The sequence below is a fragment of the Demequina globuliformis genome (assembly GCF_000975155.1).
Taxonomy (GTDB): Bacteria; Actinomycetota; Actinomycetes; order Actinomycetales; family Demequinaceae; genus Demequina; species Demequina globuliformis.
The window spans coordinates 528,083-545,996 of record NZ_BBRG01000001.1 but is presented as its reverse complement, the minus strand read 5'-3'; the positions used below and the strand labels follow the sequence as shown (position 1 = coordinate 545,996).

10 protein-coding genes are annotated in these 17,914 nt (G+C 65.0%); 7 read left to right on the top strand and 3 right to left on the bottom strand.

Features of this window, described 5'->3' with window-relative positions:
• Positions 1 to 234 precede the first annotated feature (234 nt).
• On the top strand, positions 235 to 5,796 hold the full coding sequence (locus tag AOP75_RS02480; RefSeq protein ID WP_152649917.1) for a lamin tail domain-containing protein: 5,562 nt from the start codon (positions 235 to 237) through the stop codon (positions 5,794 to 5,796).
• Positions 5,797 to 5,875: 79 nt separating this feature from the next.
• Here the strand turns inward: AOP75_RS02480 and xseA are convergent, their stop codons facing one another.
• Positions 5,876 to 7,141, bottom strand: coding sequence for an exodeoxyribonuclease VII large subunit (gene xseA / locus AOP75_RS02475; RefSeq protein WP_062076773.1), 1,266 nt, complete (start codon positions 7,139 to 7,141; stop codon positions 5,876 to 5,878).
• 68 nt (positions 7,142 to 7,209) lie between these two features.
• Between xseA and AOP75_RS02470 the strand changes: the two genes are divergently transcribed.
• Entirely contained in the window at positions 7,210 to 8,187 is a 978-nt protein-coding gene (locus AOP75_RS02470; protein WP_369345454.1) for a 4-hydroxy-3-methylbut-2-enyl diphosphate reductase, read from the top strand.
• 445 nt (positions 8,188 to 8,632) lie between these two features.
• Here AOP75_RS02470 and AOP75_RS02465 read toward each other — a convergent pair whose 3' ends face one another.
• On the bottom strand, positions 8,633 to 9,907 hold the full coding sequence (locus AOP75_RS02465; RefSeq protein WP_062076771.1) for a DNA recombination protein RmuC: 1,275 nt from the start codon (positions 9,905 to 9,907) through the stop codon (positions 8,633 to 8,635).
• A gap of 265 nt (positions 9,908 to 10,172) precedes the next feature.
• Between AOP75_RS02465 and AOP75_RS02460 the strand changes: the two genes are divergently transcribed.
• The 4 genes from AOP75_RS02460 (at position 10,173) to AOP75_RS02445 (ending at position 16,425) form a co-directional block, all read left to right on the top strand.
• Positions 10,173 to 11,948 carry an ABC transporter family substrate-binding protein gene (locus AOP75_RS02460; RefSeq protein WP_062076770.1) on the top strand — a complete coding sequence of 592 codons (1,776 nt, stop codon included), beginning with the start codon at positions 10,173 to 10,175 and terminating at the stop codon, positions 11,946 to 11,948.
• Between the two features lie 144 nt (positions 11,949 to 12,092).
• Positions 12,093 to 13,610: an ABC transporter permease gene (locus tag AOP75_RS02455; RefSeq protein ID WP_062076769.1), complete on the top strand. Its 1,518-nt coding sequence runs from the start codon at positions 12,093 to 12,095 to the stop codon at positions 13,608 to 13,610.
• 47 nt (positions 13,611 to 13,657) lie between these two features.
• A complete protein-coding gene (locus tag AOP75_RS02450; protein ID WP_083966635.1) occupies positions 13,658 to 14,641 on the top strand; it encodes an ABC transporter permease in 984 nt (327 codons plus the stop codon).
• 2 nt (positions 14,642 to 14,643) lie between these two features.
• The gene (locus AOP75_RS02445) at positions 14,644 to 16,425 is read left to right on the top strand and encodes an ABC transporter ATP-binding protein (RefSeq protein WP_062076768.1); all 1,782 of its coding nucleotides are present in this window, start codon (positions 14,644 to 14,646) and stop codon (positions 16,423 to 16,425) included.
• 55 nt (positions 16,426 to 16,480) lie between these two features.
• On the opposite strand, the gene AOP75_RS12490 is transcribed toward AOP75_RS02445, so the two are convergent.
• Positions 16,481 to 16,681 (bottom strand): hypothetical protein, encoded by a 201-nt coding sequence (locus AOP75_RS12490; RefSeq protein WP_152649915.1) that lies wholly within the window; start codon positions 16,679 to 16,681, stop codon positions 16,481 to 16,483.
• A gap of 62 nt (positions 16,682 to 16,743) precedes the next feature.
• On the opposite strand from AOP75_RS12490, the gene ychF reads away from it, so the two are divergent.
• Complete coding sequence (ychF, locus tag AOP75_RS02435) at positions 16,744 to 17,829, top strand: redox-regulated ATPase YchF (RefSeq protein WP_062078323.1); 1,086 nt, start codon at positions 16,744 to 16,746, stop codon at positions 17,827 to 17,829.
• Positions 17,830 to 17,914: the final 85 nt, after the last annotated feature.

Genomic DNA, 17,914 nt, shown 5'->3' with positions numbered 1-17,914 from the left:
GGAGGGATGGGGCCGATGCTGCAGGAGCGGCATCGGCCCCGTTCTGTGTGAGGTGAATGGCGCGCCCGGTGAGGTGGGTCTCACTCGGCGCGGGCGGTGAAGTCCTGGTAAACGTCGGCTGACAGTCGTCTGACCTGTCACGTTTTCGGCATTATCGATTCTAGGAATGCGGTTGACTCCGGGTGGCTCGTGCCTTGCGCGGGTGTCCACACCAGCTACTTCCTGGAGTCTCTCGTGTCTTTCCTCCGTACCAATCGGCGGCCGCTTGCGGCGACCGCCCTTGCTTGCGTCGCGACGCTGGGTCTCGCGCCGTCGGCCGTCGCCGACGCCACACCGGCGCCTGACCCCACTGTCAGCGCTGCAGCGCCGACGCAGCCTTCGGTCTCGCCCAGCCCGTCCGCTGAGCCCTCCCCGTCGTCCGTCGGCGCGTCTGCGGTGCCGACTCCGGTGGCGTCCCCCGAGCCGTCCGTGACGCCCTCGGCCGAGGCCCCAGCCGAGGTATCGGCCCCCTCGCCGACCCCCACTCCTTCGCCCAGCATCGTGGCGCCGCTCGCCCGTGTGGCCGCGGAGGAGATCCCCGCAGAGGTCGCGCAGGCATGGCCGCTGGTGGTGTCGGAGATCATGGCTGACCACGATGGTGCTGACCTGTACGAGTACGTCGAGGTGACCAACGTGTCGGACGCGGAAGTCTCGCTGTCGGACGGGTCCGTTTCGCTCGCCTACGTCTGGGACGACTCGGACAGCCGCGACAACGACGTACCGCTGTCGCTCGTTGGTGACGTGACTATTGCCGCCGGGGCCACTGTGGTGCTGTGGAACATTGGCGTAGATGAGGTGGCGGAGGGGGCGCTCACCGACTTCCGTGCGTACTGGTCGCTGGGCGACGACATCCAGGTCGAACAGATGTACGGTCAGGGCGCGTTCCGCAACGGCGGCGACCGCGGCGTGCGCATCATCGGCGACGACGACGTCGAGATCGCGCGCTCGTATTACCGGGCGGATGACGTCGCGTCTCACCTCTCCGCTCACTACAGCACCCCTGGACAGGTGGGTGTGACGTCGCTGCCGGTGTGGGAGCAACAGGGCCAGCCCACCCCGGGAGCGGTCGAGTGGGACGCGTTCACCACCGTCCCGCAGCAGCCGGACCCCATTCAGCCCATCGTGGTCAGTCCTGAGGTTGCCGCCGAGTGGCCCGTCGTGATTTCCGAAGTTGTCGCCGACCACGCCGGCGCCGACCTCTACGAGTACATCGAGTTGACGAACCTCACGACCGAAGACATCGACTTCGCTGCGAGTGGGTACTCGCTCGCCTACGCCTACGGCGCGGGAAACAACCCCGACAGTGATGTCGCGATGTCCATCGATGCGGAGCTGGTGATTCCTGCCGGCCGTGCGGTGGTGCTGTGGAACCCTGCGACCGCGGACGTGACGCCGGAGACCCTAAGCGACTTCCGCGACTACTGGAGCGTCCCGGAGACCACCGTCGTCGTTCCCGTCACGGGCGTGGCCGCCATGGCGAACTCGGGGGATAGGGCGCTGCGCGTGCTCGACAATGCCGGTGAGGAACTGGTCCGCGCGCAGTACACCGGAGGCACCACGCTGTCGTCGGGCACCGCCGCGATGTACGGCGCGCCTACCCTTCGCGGTGAGGCCGTCCTGCCGGTGTTCGAGGCCAAGGCTGAGCCGACGCCAGGCGTCGTCGACGTGCGTGCGTTCGACGTGACCCTGGACCGCGTGACGGATCCAGATCTCGTGACCCCCATGCTCACGGTCACGGAACTGCTGCCCGACTCCACCAATGCCGGCGGCGCGGACGGCTTCGAGTTCATCGAGGTCTACAACGCCTCTGACGCCGCGCTCGCATGGGAAGACTTCACGCTGCGTTACTTGTACCCGAACTCAGACCTGTCCATCTCGAGTTCCACTCCGTGGGTGTCGCAGCCGCGTGCCGCGAGTGTCGAGCCAGGACAAACGATCGTGGTGTGGGTCAAGAACGGCGGAAACCAGGACCTGACGGCCGCGGACTTCAACGCCCACTTTGGCACGGACCTCGTCGCTGGCGTGAACCTGCTGGAGGCCCAGGTGGGCGGCATGGCCAACTCGTCGCCGCGTGGCATGGATGTCATGACGAACACGGAGGTGGTCATCAGCCGCGCCTTCTACAACATTGGCGCGGAGGACGACACTCAGGCCGACCAAGGAATTCAGTATGGAATCCCTGGTAACAACGGTGTTGCGCCGCTGTTGGGCTTGGCTCCCGCGTCTCCAGGCACGGTGACCTCAACACAAGTCAACGAGGGGCTCGCGCCCGCGGTGGCGCCCGGGACCCCGCCAGTGATCGACGTGCAGACGTTGCCGACCTTTACCCCTGGCATGGATACGACGTTCAAGGCGGTGATCACCGATGACGTGCTCGTGCGCACCGCGACGTTGACCGTCAGCAATGACGTTGATGCCGAGACCCTCGTCCTCAATATGGTGCCCGGTCAGGACGGGACCTACTCGACGGTGGTCGCTGGCGCGGACACCCTTGGCAAGGGCGAGTTCATCTATGAGTTCACCGCCTCGGACGGGTACACCACTGTGTCCTCGGTGCCCGCAGCAATGACCTCGACGGTCCAGAAAGACCCACTGCGACTCAACGTGAGCCACGGCGACTATCTGTCGGGAGAGCACGTGATCGCCGCCGCGACGGACTCCGCCGCGGACGACATCTCGTTGTTCATCGACGACACTGAGCTCGAAACGTACCCTGAGCTCGAGGCGGCACCCGTGTTCGCCTTCGAGGCGACGGCGACCGACGCGTACTTCCGCAACGGTGTCGTCATGGGCGACCAGGTCCTCACCGTGTTCGACGAGGGGTACTACGCCCGCGAAGTGACAGTCACGGCCGATCTTCCGCTGCAGGAAGTCAACCCAGGGGAAGAGTTCTCGGTACGCATCTACGCAGGTACCAAAGCCGCGCCCGAGATCGACCTCAACGAAAACAATGACAACTTCAACGTGCGCAACCTGCGCCTGGTGTTGCCAGACGGACGGACGTTGAGGCCCCTTGAGGCCATGGACCCCGAGTCCTGGATCTACATGGGTGACTCCGGCGGCGCCGTCGACTACCTCGAGGCCACCTTCCTCGCACCCGACGACGCCTTCGCGGCGCACGCCTTCGCCTGGGACACCACCGCGGAAGGCGACACCACCCATGTCGTGACCGCTCGCCACGGCGACGAGGAAACGATGGCGACCGTGCATGTCGACAACACGGCACCCACCGTCGCCCCCAACGTTGGGGAAGCTGAGGTTGTCCACGGTGACCGCGACCTGACCGCTGTTGTCACCGACGCGGGTGCCGGAGTAGATGAGGTCCATGTCACGCTGAACGGCCGGCGCATCTACTTCCCCCACGCCATCTCCTCACTGACGGGCAAGGCCGGAGATTACACGCTCGCGGTGACGGCCAGCGACCGCGCCGGCAACGAGATCACCAAGGAGGTCCCGTTCTCCATCGCGGATGAGCAGCCGAGCATTGATGCGCTCAGCCCAGCCGATGGTGCACTCGCGGACGCTGGCGAGGCCCTCTTGGAGGCGGAGGTGTCCGACCCCACGGGTGACCCCCTGGACGTGACGTTCGTCCGCGGCTCGCAGCTCACCGTAGGGGACGCAACGACCGTCTCCACGGGCGAGGCCACCACTGCGCTCGCGGTTGACCGTGCAGATGCGACCGAGATCACGGCGGCCCAGGTCGCCGCGATCGCTCACCTCGACGACGACGCGCTCGTCACCGCTTCTGACAGCAAGTTGCCGTACGTCCTGTTGACGACTGAGGTGGACGGAGAAGGCGAGGTGCGCGTGCGCTGGGACGGCACGGCCAACGCCAACGCCAAAGTGTTGCTCTACGTCCTCGACCCCGCTGCCAACGCGTGGGTGGAGATGGACCGACACGTGACATCGGCCCTCCCCACGGACAACGAGGCCTTTGGCCTCGAAGCCGTCGTGAACTCGGCGCGGTACGCCACGGACGGCCAGATCACGGCGCTCGTGCAACACTCCGAGGGCTATGCCGGCGACAACCTGTCGACCCGCGCATCTGCCGTCGAGCCCCACCATGTCGACGACACCCCGCGGTCTGAATACGACTTCACGCTCGCGTGGGAGTCGGACACGCAGTACTACAACCAGGACGGCGTGGGCGGCTACAGCGGGATCTACGATCGCCAGCTCTCGATGCACGAGTTCCTGCTGGAGCGTCGCAGCGCGCTCAACTTGCAGTACATGGCTCACAACGGTGACATCGTGAACACCTCCACCGACGAGGCTCAGTGGCTACGCGCGGACCCGGCGTACGCGATGCTGGACCAGGCAGGTCTGCCATACGGCGTCCTGGCTGGCAACCACGACGTGAACCAGGCCACGAACGACTACACCCAGTTCAGCACCTGGTTTGGGGCCTCGCGCTACGACTCCAACCCCTGGTGGGGCGGCGACCACCTCGACAACCGCGGTCACTACGACCTCATCACTGCGGGTGGAATCGACTTCCTGTTCCTCTACATGGGGTGGGCGCCAGGAACGGAGCAGATCGACTGGATGAACGACATCCTCGCGCAGTACCCCGAGCGAGTGGCGTTCATCCAGCTGCACGAGTTCATGCTCACCACCGGCGGGCTGGGGCCTATCCCGCAGCGCATCATGGACGAGGTCGTCGCGACCAACCCCAATGTGCGTGCGGTCACATCGGGTCACTATCACGACGCCTACACCCGTCAGGACTCGTTTGACGATGACGGTGATGGCGTCAACGACCGCACCGTGACGTCGATGCTGTTCGACTACCAGGGGCTTCCCAATGGTGGCGAGGGGTACATGCGCCTGCTGCACTTCGACAACCAGTCTCAGTCGGTGCGCATCCGTACCTACTCCGATTACCTGAAGGACTACGACGCGGACCACCCGACCCTGGAGCCCGAACACCAGGACTTCAGCCTCTCCTATGAGGTGCTTGGCATCGATGTGTCGACGAAGGAACTCGCGACGGACTCGTTCCGTGCTGATTCCCTCACGGACCAGGCGATTGCCTCCTCTGTGGGCGTGCCGTCTGGCACGACTGTGAGCGCGCGCTGGACCCCTGGCGACGGCGAGCACTCGTGGTTTGTGCGAGCCGAGGACGAGCACGGCGGGGTGGCCGTATCTGAGGTTCGTACCCTGACCGTGTCCGGAACGGATGCCGGCAATGGTGGCACCGATGGCGGCGGCACCGATGGTGGCGGCGGGACCGACGGTGGTACCGACAGCGGCGACGGCGGATCCGATGGGTCCGACAACGGCGGCGGTTCCACAGGTGAGGCCCCCACGCTGACGCTGTCCGTGCCGGAGGTCGCTGCGGGCGGCACCTTCACCGTCCGAGGCAACGGGTTCCAGGCCGGCGAGCAGATCACCTTCACGCTCTTCTCTGACCCTGTTCACCTTGGCACCATCACCGCGACGGCTGACGGGTCGCTTGACGCGACGCTGGCAATCCCGAGCACGGTGCCCGCAGGCCAGCACACTCTGGTCGCCGAGGGCGGCGCGTCAGGGCTCGAGGCCAGCGTGGCGTTGACGGTCACGGATGCTGCCACGGCTCCGGATGCCGAGGACGTTGACGGTGGCGCGGCGGGTTCGGGAGCGCAGGCCACCGGCGATCTGCCCACGACCGGCGCCACGCTGCCGTGGCAGTGGCTGCTCGCGGCTGCCATGGTCGCGGTTCTCACTGGCGCCATCATCATCACCCAGCGGAAGGCGCGAGTCCGCTCGGATCGCTAGCGCCCGCAATAACAGGGAGGTCCCCACCGGCCGCAGCCCGTGGGGACCTCTGTCGCGTGGAGCGGACTGAGAGCCACCGTTACGGCGAGGGACGCACCTGGGTGACGTCGGCATCGGCGCTGCCGGAGGCGAATCTGAGGTGCAGCGCCGTGCCAGGGGAGAGGGCCGATGCCGTGGTGACGACGGCTCCCGAGGCGTCACGAGCGATCGCATAGCCGCGGTCAAGGGTCCCCTGTGGGCTGAGCGCGCGCAGGCTCGCTGCGAGTTCGCGTGTCGCGGCGTCTGCCGTGGACAGGATGGACATGAGCGCGCGCCCAGACGCCTGGCGTGCACGAGCCAGGTGTTCGGCAAAGGGATCCAGCATGCGTGCCGGGTGAGCCAGGACGGGCCGCGACAAGAACTGCGCCAGTCCGTCGCTCTCGCGGGCAACGTGGTGGGCGACGGCGGCCGACGCGTCGCGGATCAGCTCGGCGATCAGCGTGCGCTCGACGTGGGCGTCGGGCACGATGCGCTTGCCAGCGTCCGTTGGGGTTGACGCGCGGTAGTCAGCGACGAGGTCCAACAGGGGAGCGTCCTTCTCGTGGCCGATCGCGCTGACGAGCGGTGTCCCGCAACGCGCCGCGGCACGCACTAGGGACTCATCGCTGAATGGCAGCAAGTCCTCGAACGATCCACCGCCGCGCGCGACCACAATCACGTCAACGTCCGGGTCTGCATCGAGCTCGGCAATGGCAGCGGTGGTTTCAGGCACGCACCGTGCACCCTGCACCGTGACGCGCCGCACGGTGAACTGCACCGCGGGCCAGCGCCGCTGCGCGTTCTCGATCACGTCGTGCTCGGCGTCGCCTTGATTCGCGCACACCAGACCGACGCGGCGGGGGACCAGGGGAAGGTCCCGCTTGCGGCCCGGGTCGAACAGGCCCTCTGCCGCGAGTGCTTCCTTGAGCGCCTCGACGCGGGCGAGGAGGTCGCCGAGGCCCACAGACTGCACTGCGTCGCCTGCCATCTGAAGGTCGCCGTTTTTCACCCACCAGGAGGGCTTGGCATGCACCACCACTCGCGCGCCGTCGACGAAGGGGGTGCCCAGCGCGTCGACTTCTGACGCCGGCAGGGTGACCTTGAGCGACATCTGCTCATCGGTGTCGCGCAGCGTGAGGAACACCATGTGCTTCCATCGCTTTGCGTTGAGGACCTGCCCCTCCACCCACACGGGCGGCATGCGCGCGATGAAGTCCCGGATCTTGGGGCTGAGATGGCGCACCGGCCACGGGCGTTCGGCGGACGTCTCGCCTGCCGTCTCCGGCAAGCTCACGGAGCGGGAAGGAACATCAGCGGACTCGGTCACGTTCCTAGGGTGCCAGACCAAAGTCCGACCTGAATGGAGTGAGTGTGATGGCACGTAGGATGGACGGCATGCCCGAATCCTCCTCCAAGCGTGTACTGCTCGCTGCGCCACGCGGCTACTGCGCCGGCGTCGATCGCGCGGTGATAGCCGTCGAGAAGGCGCTCGAGCTCCACGGCGCCCCCATCTACGTCCGCAAGGAAATCGTCCACAACAAGTATGTGGTGGAGACCCTGACGGAGCGCGGCGCAATCTTTGTGAATGAGACTGACGAGGTGCCTGAGGGCGCTCGCGTGGTGTTCTCTGCGCACGGCGTCTCGCCGGCCGTGCGCGACAGTGCCGAAAAGCGCAACTTGCTCACCATCGATGCGACCTGCCCGCTGGTCACCAAGGTCCACAAGGAAGCGGTGCGCTTCGCGAAGGCAGAGCAGACCATTTTGCTCATTGGCCACGACGGCCACGAAGAGGTCGAAGGCACCGCGGGCGAGGCCCCCGAGCACACGATCGTGGTGAACTCTCCAGAGGAGGCGGACACCGTCGAGGTCAAGGACCCCGACAACGTGGTGTGGCTGTCCCAGACCACGCTGTCCGTCGACGAGACGATGGAGACGGTGCGCCGCCTGCGTGAACGTTTCCCGAACCTGCAGGACCCGCCGAGCGACGACATTTGCTATGCGACGCAGAACCGTCAGGTCGCGGTCAAGAAGCTTTCTCCCGAGTGTGAACTCGTGATCATCGTGGGCTCCGCTAACTCGTCGAACTCCGTCCGCTTGGTCGAGGTCGCGTTGCAGGCGGGAGCCGATGCCTCGTACCGCATCGACCGTGCGTCCGAGATGGACGAGTCGTGGCTCGACGGTGTGAGCACGGTGGGCGTGAGTTCGGGCGCCTCCGTGCCCGAGATCCTCGTGCGCGACCTACTTGAGCGTCTCGACGGCCTGGGCTATTCGACCGTCCAGGAAGTGCAGACGGCCACGGAGGACCTCATGTTCTCCCTGCCGCGGGAGATCCGGGCAGACCTCAAGGCCGCAGACAAGGCGATGAAGGCCTAGCGCGTCTCACCTTCCCTCGCCGCCCACCTAGCCCCGCCCCCGCCCAGTCCGCCCCAGGCCCTGGTCACATCCCGTCGCTGGCCTCCCCCATGCCCTGGCCGTACATACACGGCGGAGAAATGGGTGTTCTAGCGCGCTGGCCGTAGATTCTCGGTGGTGTGACGTAGTCGCGAGCTCCGCATTGCGGTGAGCGGGTCTCTGCGTCACTCGGGGGATTCACGTCACCATTCGGCTGTCGCGTCTGCGGGGGCGGTTGTGCGCGACGGGCCTCTGAGAACGACGGCCAGGAGGCCGATGCTTCCGAGACCCCGCCGAGTAAGTACGGCCAGGACGGTGGGGTCGGGGGATCGCCGCCGAGTAGGTACGGCCAGGGGAGTGGAGCTGGGGGATTGCCGCCGTGTATCTACGGCCAGGGGAACGGGGTGGTGCGAAGGGTCGCTCGCTGTTAGTCGCGCCACTCGGGAGCCGCGAGCGAGCGCACCTCGGTGCCGACCTGAGCGGGTTCCGGCAGCTCCGATTCGATGTGCTGCATCTCTCCAAACCTGCGCGCAGTGACAAGCACGCGTGACTCAAGCGATGCGACGGTCTGGTTGTAGGCCTTGCTTGCTGAGTCGAGCGCGCGCCCTACCTTCGCCAAGTGCTCGCCCATCGTGGCGAGCCGGTCGTGCAGGAGCCTGCCGGCGGCGAGGACCTCTTGCGCGTTCTTCGCGAGAGCGTCTTCCTTCCACGCGTGCGCAACCGTGCGCAGCATCGCCACGAGGGTGGTCGGGCTCGCCAGGAACACCCGCTTGCCGTAGGCGTACTCCTGGAGTTGCGGATCCTGCTCGAGCGCAGCCTGATAAAACGCCTCAGACGGTACGAACATCACGACAAACTCCGGGGCCGAGTCGAACTGCTCCCAGTACCGCTTGGCCGCGAGTTCGTCGATGTGCTTCTTGACATGGCGCGCATGGGCGGACAACCGCTCGGCCCGCACCGCCTCGTCATCCGTTTCGAAGGCCTCCAGCAAAGCCGCAAGCGCCACCTTGGAGTCCACGACAATCGACCGGCCGCCCGCGAGGCGCACGGTCATGTCTGGCCGCAGGACGTCACCGTCCGCCGTGCGCACCGAGTCCTGCTCCGTGAAGTCGACGTGGCTGACCATGCCCGCGAGCTCCACGACGCGGCGAAGTTGGACTTCACCCCAGTTTCCGCGCACGTCGGAGCGACGCAGAGTGTTCACGAAGTCATTGGTGCGCTTGTCGAGTTTCGCGGAAGCCTCGAGCATCTGACGCACCTGCTCGGACAGTTGAGCCTGGCCCGACGCGCGAGCCTTGTCCGCATCCGCAGTCTGCCGCTGGACCTCTCCAAGGGCCTTAGCGAGCGGCTCGACGAGCTGCTTGACGGCTTCCTCGCGCTTGGCCAGCTCAGCATCAGACACTTCGCGCTCGCGACGCATCCGTTCTTGGGCCACCCGCAGCAACTGCTCCTGACTTTGACTCAGCTGGCGAGCAGATAGCTCTGCGAACTGAGAGCGGAGCCCCTCGTGATCGGCACGAACCTCTGCCAACCGCTGCCGGTGAGCCTCCATGAGTTCCTGTTCGCGCGCCTGACTTGCCTGGGCTTTTGCCATCGCCACTGCAAGCTCAGTACGTAACGCCTGCGAGCGTCGGCCCGCAAGGACCATGCCAGTCGCCACGCCAGCCGCGAGGGACACCAGAACAAGAAGGAACTCGACCATGGAGCCAGCCTGCCATCGCCCTGTGACATGGCAGCCGAGGCCTTGTCGCGCGTGTGAAGAAAGTCACACGAGCGCCATATTGACCCTAGTTTCATCACATTTCAGGCACAATCACGCGCTTATGCCCATCTCGAAACGAATCTGACACATATGCCTACTTAATCTGATCGGCACGAGCGGGGAACCTCCCCGCTTCCCCTTCGCGCTAACGATGTCGTCCCCAACCCGTGAGGCATCCGCGGCGCGTGATGCGAGAGGAATAAGTATGAAGATCGGCACGATGGGTAAGGGAGTGGCACTGTTCGCTGCTTCCACCCTCGCCCTGGCGGCGTGCACCTCGGACTCAGGTGACAGCGACGAGACGTCGGAGTCTCCCACGGCTGCAGCCACGTCCGAGGCCGCGACTGGTTCGAACGACGACACCATCCTGGTCTCCGTCGGTGAAGACGAGTGGGCTGGCTACAACAACATGACGCCGGCGACCTACTCCACGTACAACTCGGTCATCAACGACCGCGTGCGTGAGACGTTCACGTACTTCGACGAGGAGTCCGCCATCCAGATCAACGAGGAGTTCGGCAACGTCGAGCTCGTCTCGGAAGACCCGATGATCGTTGAGTACACGATCGCCGAGGACGCCGTCTGGTCCGATGGCACCCCCATCACCTACGACGACGCTCTGCTGACCTGGGCCGCCCAGAAGTTCACCGACGGTGAGAACGAAGACGGCACGCCGATCCAGCTGTTCGACCACGTGGGCGGCATCGACTACGGCGAGCGCGTCGTGGAGGGCCCTCAGGGTGAGGCCGGCGGAAAGACCTTCACGGTTGAGTACACCAACCCCTACCCCGACTACCTGCTGACCACGGTCATCGACCTCCCCGCACACGTCGCTGCGGAGCAGTCGGGCGTGTCCCTCGAGGACATGGCCGCCGCTATTGAGGCTGAGGACATCGAGGCCCTGCGCCCCGTCGCCGAGTTCTGGAACACCGGCTGGCTGTCGCCCACCCCGGGTGAGCTGCCCGACCCGGCCATCGCGCTGTCCTCCGGCCCCTACACCTACGGTTCGTGGGAGGCTGGTCAGTCGCTGACCCTCGTCCCGAACGAGAACTACTGGGGCACCGCTCCCGCCACCGGCAACCTGACCTTCCGCTTCGCCGCTGCTGACACGCACGTGCAGGCGCTTCAGAACGGTGACCTCAACGTCATCGAGCCGCAGGCAACCGTTGACACCCTCGACCAGCTCGCCGCCATCGGCGACGCTGTCACCGTGGGTACCTACGACACCCTCATCTGGGAGCACCTTGACATCAACTTCAAGGAAGGTGCTTCGCTCGCCGACAGCCAGGAGCTGCGTGAGGCCTTCGCCATGTGCGTTCCTCGCCAGCTGATCGTGGACAACCTGATTGCGCCCATGAACCCCGAGGCGGGCATCATGAACGCACGCGAGGTCTTCCCGTTCGAGTCTGACTACGAAGAGATTGTCTCCGCTTCCTACGACGGCCGCTACGACGAGGTCGACATCGAGGGTGCTGCTGCGAAGATCGCCGAGGCCGGCGTGTCCGAGCCCGTCCAGGTTCGTATCGGTTACAACACCCCGAACCCCCGTCGTACCGACATCGTTGCGCTGATCAAGGACTCCTGTGACCAGGCTGGCTTCGAGATCGTTGACAACGGAAACGCCGACTTCTTCGGTGTTGACCTGACCGCCGGTGACTTCGACGTCGCCCTGTACGCATGGTCCGGCTCCGGTCAGATCACCTCCGGTCAGAACATCTACGCCTCCGACGGTGCACAGAACGTCACCGGTTACGTGAACGAGGACGTGGACGCTGCTTGGGACGCTCTTACCTCGACCCTCGACCCCGAGGCTCAGAAGGAGCAGACCATCATCATTGAGAAGACCCTCTGGGACTCGCTGTTCGGCATTCCGCTGTTCGCGCACCCCGGTGTCGCTGCTTGGGACTCGACGATCCAGAACGTGATCCCGACGCCTTCGCAGTCCGGCATCGTGTGGAACGCTGAGGAGTGGGTCCGCTAGGCTTACCCACCTAGCACAGCACCTGCCGGTGGGGCAGGGCTTCACGGCCCTGCCCCACCGGTCACATGTGGGTTAGATGCGGACCACTGCCGGTGAAGGCACGATGGCGAGCGGGCGGCTCACTGTTCAAGAGGAAGTCTCTTTATGACCCGCTACATCCTCAGGCGGCTGGCGATCTCCTTCGGGGTCTTGTTCGTCGGCTCGTTCCTGATGTACATCCTGACGATCAACTCGGGTGACCCGCTCGAAGATCTCCGTCAGTCGACAGCATCCAACCGAGATGTTCTCATCCAAGGCCGTATCGACACGATGGGCCTTGATCTTCCCTGGTACGAACGCTACTGGGGCTGGCTCACCGGTGTCGCTGGATGTTTCTACGGCGCCTGTGACCTCGGCACTGACCAAAGCGGCACTGACGTTCTGAGCATGCTGCAGCAGTCGGCAAGCGCAACGTTGCGCCTGGTCACGATTGCCACCTTTGCCGCGATCATCATCGGCATCATCGTCGGTATCCTCACCGCGATCCGTCAGTACTCCGGCTTCGACTACGTCGTGACGTTCCTGACGTTCCTGTTCTTCTCGCTGCCCGTGTTCTGGGCCGCGGTGCTCCTCAAGGAGTACGGAGCTATCCGCTTCAACGACTGGATAGCCGATCCACAGATATCTGTTCTCCAAGCAGTGATAGTCGGAGTCCTTTTGGGCTTCATCCTGCAAGGGATCATGGGCGGCGATATGAAGCGCCGCCTCTTCACGGCCGGCGCGACCGCAGTCTTCACGATCGCCGCGCTGCTGTACTTCACCTACGTTGGCTGGTGGCGTAGCCCGGCTCTTGGTCCCGTCATCGTGATCCTGGTGTCCGCTGCCTTCGCCGTGGGCCTCGTCGCCCTCATTGCCGGTCTGGGCAAGAAGCGGGTGCTGTACTCGACCCTCACGACCGTGGGCATCGGTTCCATCCTGTACTTCGCGCTTCAGCCGCTGTTGGCCGAGCCCAACTGGTGGCTGCTGCTGGGACTGTTCGTCTCTGCGGTTGTCGTGGGTCTTGTCGTGGGCTACTTCTGGGGTGGTTACTCCAGGGGACAGGCCATGGCGCTGTCTGCCGTGACCGCCACGTTCATGGCTGGAATGACCTTTGTCGATCACCTCGTGTACGCCTGGGCAGGCTTCTTGGAGCTCAAGCCGCGGCCTATCTCCACGATCGGTGCTTCCACGCCCAACTTCCAGGGCGACTTCTGGGAGACCACGCTCGACTGGGGCACGCAGCTGATCCTGCCGTCGATCCTGCTGACGCTGATCTCGGTGGCGACGTACTCGCGTTACACGCGTTCGTCGATGCTCGAGACCATGAACCAGGACTACGTCCGCACCGCGCGGTCGAAGGGTCTGTCCGAGCGCACGGTCATCACGAAGCACGCCTTCCGCAACGCCCTCATCCCGATCACGACCATTGTCGCGCTGGACTTCGCAGCGCTGATCGGTGGTGCGGTGATCACGGAGACGGTCTTTGGTTGGAAGGGCATGGGCGCGATGTTCCGCGAGGGACTCACGCACGTCGATCCCAACCCCGTGATGGCGTTCTTCCTCGTGACGGGTACGGCAGCCGTGATCATGAACCTTGTTGCCGACCTTGCGTACGCGTCACTCGACCCGCGGATTAGGAGGTAGTGCCATGCGTGTCTACTTCTTGAACTCCCGCCCGAACGGAGCCACTCATGAGTGAGCAGAATCGCGATTCCGCGATGCAGGGGTCGCCCGAGCCGTTGCCCCACGCGGGCGCCGAGGTCGATGACCCCAAGTTCGCAGACAAGTCCTACAGCCAGGGCCAGTTGGTGCGCCGCCGGTTCTTCCGGCACAAGGGTGCACTCGCCGGACTGGGTGTGCTGTTGTTTATTGCCGTGCTGGCCTTCAGCTCGATCGGCATTGGGCCTATCCCCGGGTGGTGGGACAAGGACTTCTCCACGACAGGCACCGTCGTCAATGGCGGCAAGCCCACCATGGGATGGTTCCACCTCGGCGAGCACCCCTTTGGCCAGGACACCACCGGACGCGACTACTTCGCAATGGTGATGCGCGGCACGCAGATCTCGCTCGTGATCGCCTTCACGGTGGGAATCGTGTCCACCATGATCGGTACTCTCATTGGCGCCATCGCGGGCTACTTCCGCGGATGGGCAGAGAGCCTGCTGATGCGCGTCACGGACCTGTTCATCATCATCCCGCTGCTCGTGTTCGCGGCCGTGCTCGGTCGTATCGCGGGTGACTCCGGAATCTTCGCCCTGGGTCTTGTGCTCGCGGCGGTGACGTGGACCGGCTTGGCGCGTCTAGTGCGCGGTGAAGTGCTGTCCCTGCGTGAGCGCGAGTTCGTCTCTGCGGCGCAGGCAATCGGTACCGGTCACTGGCGCATCATCATGCGTCACATCCTGCCGAACACGATTGGCGTCATCATCGTGGCGACTACGTTCGCCATTGCCTCGGCCATCCTGCTGGAGACCTCGCTGTCATACCTGGGCTTTGGTGTGCAGCCGCCGGACATCTCCCTGGGCTCGCTGATCAGTGACTACCAGACCGCGTTTACCTCGCGCCCGTGGTTGTTCTGGTTCCCGGGTATCTTCATCCTCGCGATCGCCCTGAGCGTGAACTTTATTGGTGATGGTCTGCGCGATGCGTTTGACCCCCGCCAGGGTAAGGACGGTTGATCATGACCACGACTGACAACACCACGGATCAGCCTCTCGAGGGCGGCGCCGTTCTGTCCTTCTCCGATCTCGATGTGAAGTTCAACACCGAGTTTGGCCGCGTACACGCGGTGAAGGGCATCTCCTTGGAGGTGAAGCCTGGCGAGGTCCTCGCGCTGGTGGGCGAGTCTGGCTCTGGCAAGTCCGTGACCTCGACCTCGGCTCTGGGCCTGCTTCCTCGCAATGCCACCGTCAACGGCAAGATCAATGTGGCGGGCAAGAGCGTCGACACGATGTCTGACCGCGCGCTTCGCAAGATGCGCGGTGACGACGTCGCCATGGTGTTCCAGGAGCCCATGACGGCCCTGAACCCCGTGCTGACTGTCCGCACCCAGATGGTCGAGGCGCTCGAGCTGCACGGCAAGGCGTACGGCACGGATGCGGACGCTAAGGCCATCGAGCTGCTGCGCATGGTGGGCATCCCCGACCCCGAGCGTCGCCTTTTCCAGTACCCGCACGAGTTCTCCGGCGGTCAGCGCCAGCGCATCGTCATCGCGATGGCGCTGTCGTGTGACCCGACCGTCATCATCGCGGACGAGCCCACGACGGCTCTTGACGTGACGGTGCAGGCGGAAATCCTTGACCTGCTGCGGTCGCTGAAGGACGAGCTCAACACGGGAATCCTGCTGATCACGCACTCCATGGGTGTGGTGGCGGACATGGCGGACCGCGTGGCCGTCATGTACAAGGGAGACCTGGTCGAGCAGGGCAGCGTGCACGAAGTGCTCATGCAGCCCAAGCACGACTACACCAAGCGCCTGCTGGACGCGGTACCGCGTCTGGGTTCGCGTGGCGAGACGCCCCCGGTGGCGCAGACCGAGGGCGCGAAGGCGCTCGAGGTCAACGACCTGGTCGTGGAGTTCCACCGCGCCGGCAAGACGCCGTTCCGTGCGGTCGATGGCGTCTCACTGAGCGTCTCGCGTGGCGAGATCGTGGGTCTGGTCGGCGAGTCCGGCTCGGGCAAGTCCACGATTGCGCGTACTGCACTGGGTCTTATCCCGGCCGCTTCCGGCGAGGTCGCAATTCTGGGTGAGGACATCACGCAGATGAAGCGCAAGCCGCTGAAGGCGCTGCGCAAGCGCGTGGGTGTGGTGTTCCAGGACCCGGCAAGCTCGCTCAATCCGCGGCTTCCCGTCGGTGACTGCATTGCCGAGCCCATGGAAGTGCACAAGATCGGCGACAAGAAGTCGCGACGCGACAAGGTCGCCGAGCTGCTGGACGCCGTCGAACTGCCACGATCCATGGCGAACCGCTACCCGCACGAGCTCTCGGGCGGCCAGCGTCAGCGCGTGTCGATCGCGCGTGCGCTGAGCCTGGACCCCGAGTTGCTGGTGGCGGACGAGCCAACGTCGGCACTCGACGTGTCCGTGCAGGCCTCGGTGCTGAAGATGTTCACCGCGCTGCAGGAGGAGTACAACTTCGGCTGCTTGTTCGTGAGCCACGACCTCGCTGTCGTTGACCTGCTCGCGGACCGCGTGGTGGTGCTCAAGGACGGCAAGGTGGTGGAGCAGGGCGACCGCTCGCAGGTGCTCGCCAACCCGCAGGAGGAGTACACCAAGCGTCTCCTGATGGCCGCTCCGGTCCCAGACCCGGACGAGCAGCGCAAGCGTCGCGAAGACCGCCACCGCTTCCTGGAGGAAGTAGGCGAGTCTGAGCACGGGCTGCACATCTCGCCCGAGGCGCCTTCGCGCAAGCGCTCGGTGCCTGGCCCGGATTCCGGCGCAGGCATGCCTGGCGGCGTCTAAACGCCAGAAGTTCCGTTGTCAGGGCCGTCCGTTCGCGGGCGGCCCTGATGCGTTGTTAGGGCCGATGCTCGGGTCGCCGGGGCGGTTCAGGCAAGGAACCCTCGGTGGGCAGGGGAGGGATAAAGAGCTCCGCTCCGTCCTCGTCACGGATAGGATCTCCGGCGACCGGCGCAGGAGCGGGCAGTACCTTTTCTCGCGCGAGGTAGTCGATGGCGTCGACCGCGCCTGGGTTGAATACCTCTTCGAGTCCACTCATAAGGTGAGCGTACGCCGCTCGCTGCACCCATGCATCGGCCGCACGAACTAGACTTGTCGCCCGTGGCACTTACTATCGGAATCGTCGGACTGCCCAACGTTGGCAAGTCCACCCTGTTCAATGCTCTGACGCGCGCTGAGGTGCTCGCTGCGAACTACCCGTTCGCGACGATCGAGCCCAACGTTGGCGTGGTCCCCTTGCCCGACGCGCGCCTGGGCAAGTTGGCCGAGGTGTTCTCGTCGGAGAAGGAGATCCCCGCGACGGTGTCCTTCGTAGACATCGCGGGCATCGTGAAGGGTGCCTCCGAGGGCGAGGGGCTGGGCAACGCCTTCCTTGCGAACATTCGTGAGGCCGACGCGATTTGCCAGGTGACTCGCGCATTCGAGGACTCTGACGTCACTCGCGTCGACGGGTCCACCGATGAGGCTGGCGACCTCGAGACCATCGCCACTGAACTGATTCTTGCTGACCTGCAGACCATCGAGAAGGTCCTGCCGCGTCTCGAGAAGGAAGTGAAGATCAAGAAGGGCTCGGCTGACCAGCTCGCGGCCGTTGCGCAGGCCAAGGAGGTGCTCGAGGCTGGCCAGACGCTGTTCGCCGGGGCCGCTGCTGCCGGAATCGACGTCGCTCAGCTGCGTGAGTTCAACCTGCTCACCGTCAAGCCCTTCATCTACGTGTTCAACACGGACGACGCGGGCCTCATGGACGAGGGCAAGAAGGCTCGCCTCGAGGCGCTTGTTGCCCCCGCGAAGGCCATCTTCCTGGACGCCAAGTTTGAATCCGAGCTCATTGAGTTGGATGACGCAGAAGCGCGCGAGATGCTCGAGTCCACTGGTCAGACCGAGTCCGGCCTTGACCAGCTCGCCCACATCGGCTTCGACACGCTTGGCCTGCAGACCTACCTCACCGCTGGCCCCAAGGAAGCGCGCGCGTGGACCATCCGCAAGGGTTGGACCGCGCCCCAGGCTGCGGGCGTCATCCACACGGACTTCGAAAAGGGCTTCATCAAGGCCGAGGTCGTGTCCTTCGACGACCTCATGGAGTACGGCTCCATGAACGACGCCAAGGCGGCCGGCAAGGTGCGCATGGAAGGCAAGGACTACGTCATGGTTGATGGTGACGTGGTCGAGTTCAGGTTTAACGTGTAGTTCCGCCCAAGCGGGAGTTGCGAGCACTTCGCCGTTCTCCCCGCCTGCGGAGCGCGCTGTGTGAGTGCCCGGGCCAACCGCCGAC

Bases quoted from the DNA above. Each gene is read 5' to 3' on its own strand.
- AOP75_RS02470 (WP_369345454.1), top strand. From the start codon at position 7,210: ATGCCCGAATCCTCCTCCAAGCGTGTACTGCTCGCTGCGCCACGCGGC.
- AOP75_RS02465 (WP_062076771.1), bottom strand. From the start codon at position 9,907: ATGGTCGAGTTCCTTCTTGTTCTGGTGTCCCTCGCGGCTGGCGTGGCG.
- AOP75_RS02460 (WP_062076770.1), top strand. From the start codon at position 10,173: ATGAAGATCGGCACGATGGGTAAGGGAGTGGCACTGTTCGCTGCTTCC.
- AOP75_RS02455 (WP_062076769.1), top strand. From the start codon at position 12,093: ATGACCCGCTACATCCTCAGGCGGCTGGCGATCTCCTTCGGGGTCTTG.
- AOP75_RS02450 (WP_083966635.1), top strand. From the start codon at position 13,658: ATGAGTGAGCAGAATCGCGATTCCGCGATGCAGGGGTCGCCCGAGCCG.
- AOP75_RS02445 (WP_062076768.1), top strand. From the start codon at position 14,644: ATGACCACGACTGACAACACCACGGATCAGCCTCTCGAGGGCGGCGCC.
- AOP75_RS12490 (WP_152649915.1), bottom strand. From the start codon at position 16,681: ATGAGTGGACTCGAAGAGGTATTCAACCCAGGCGCGGTCGACGCCATC.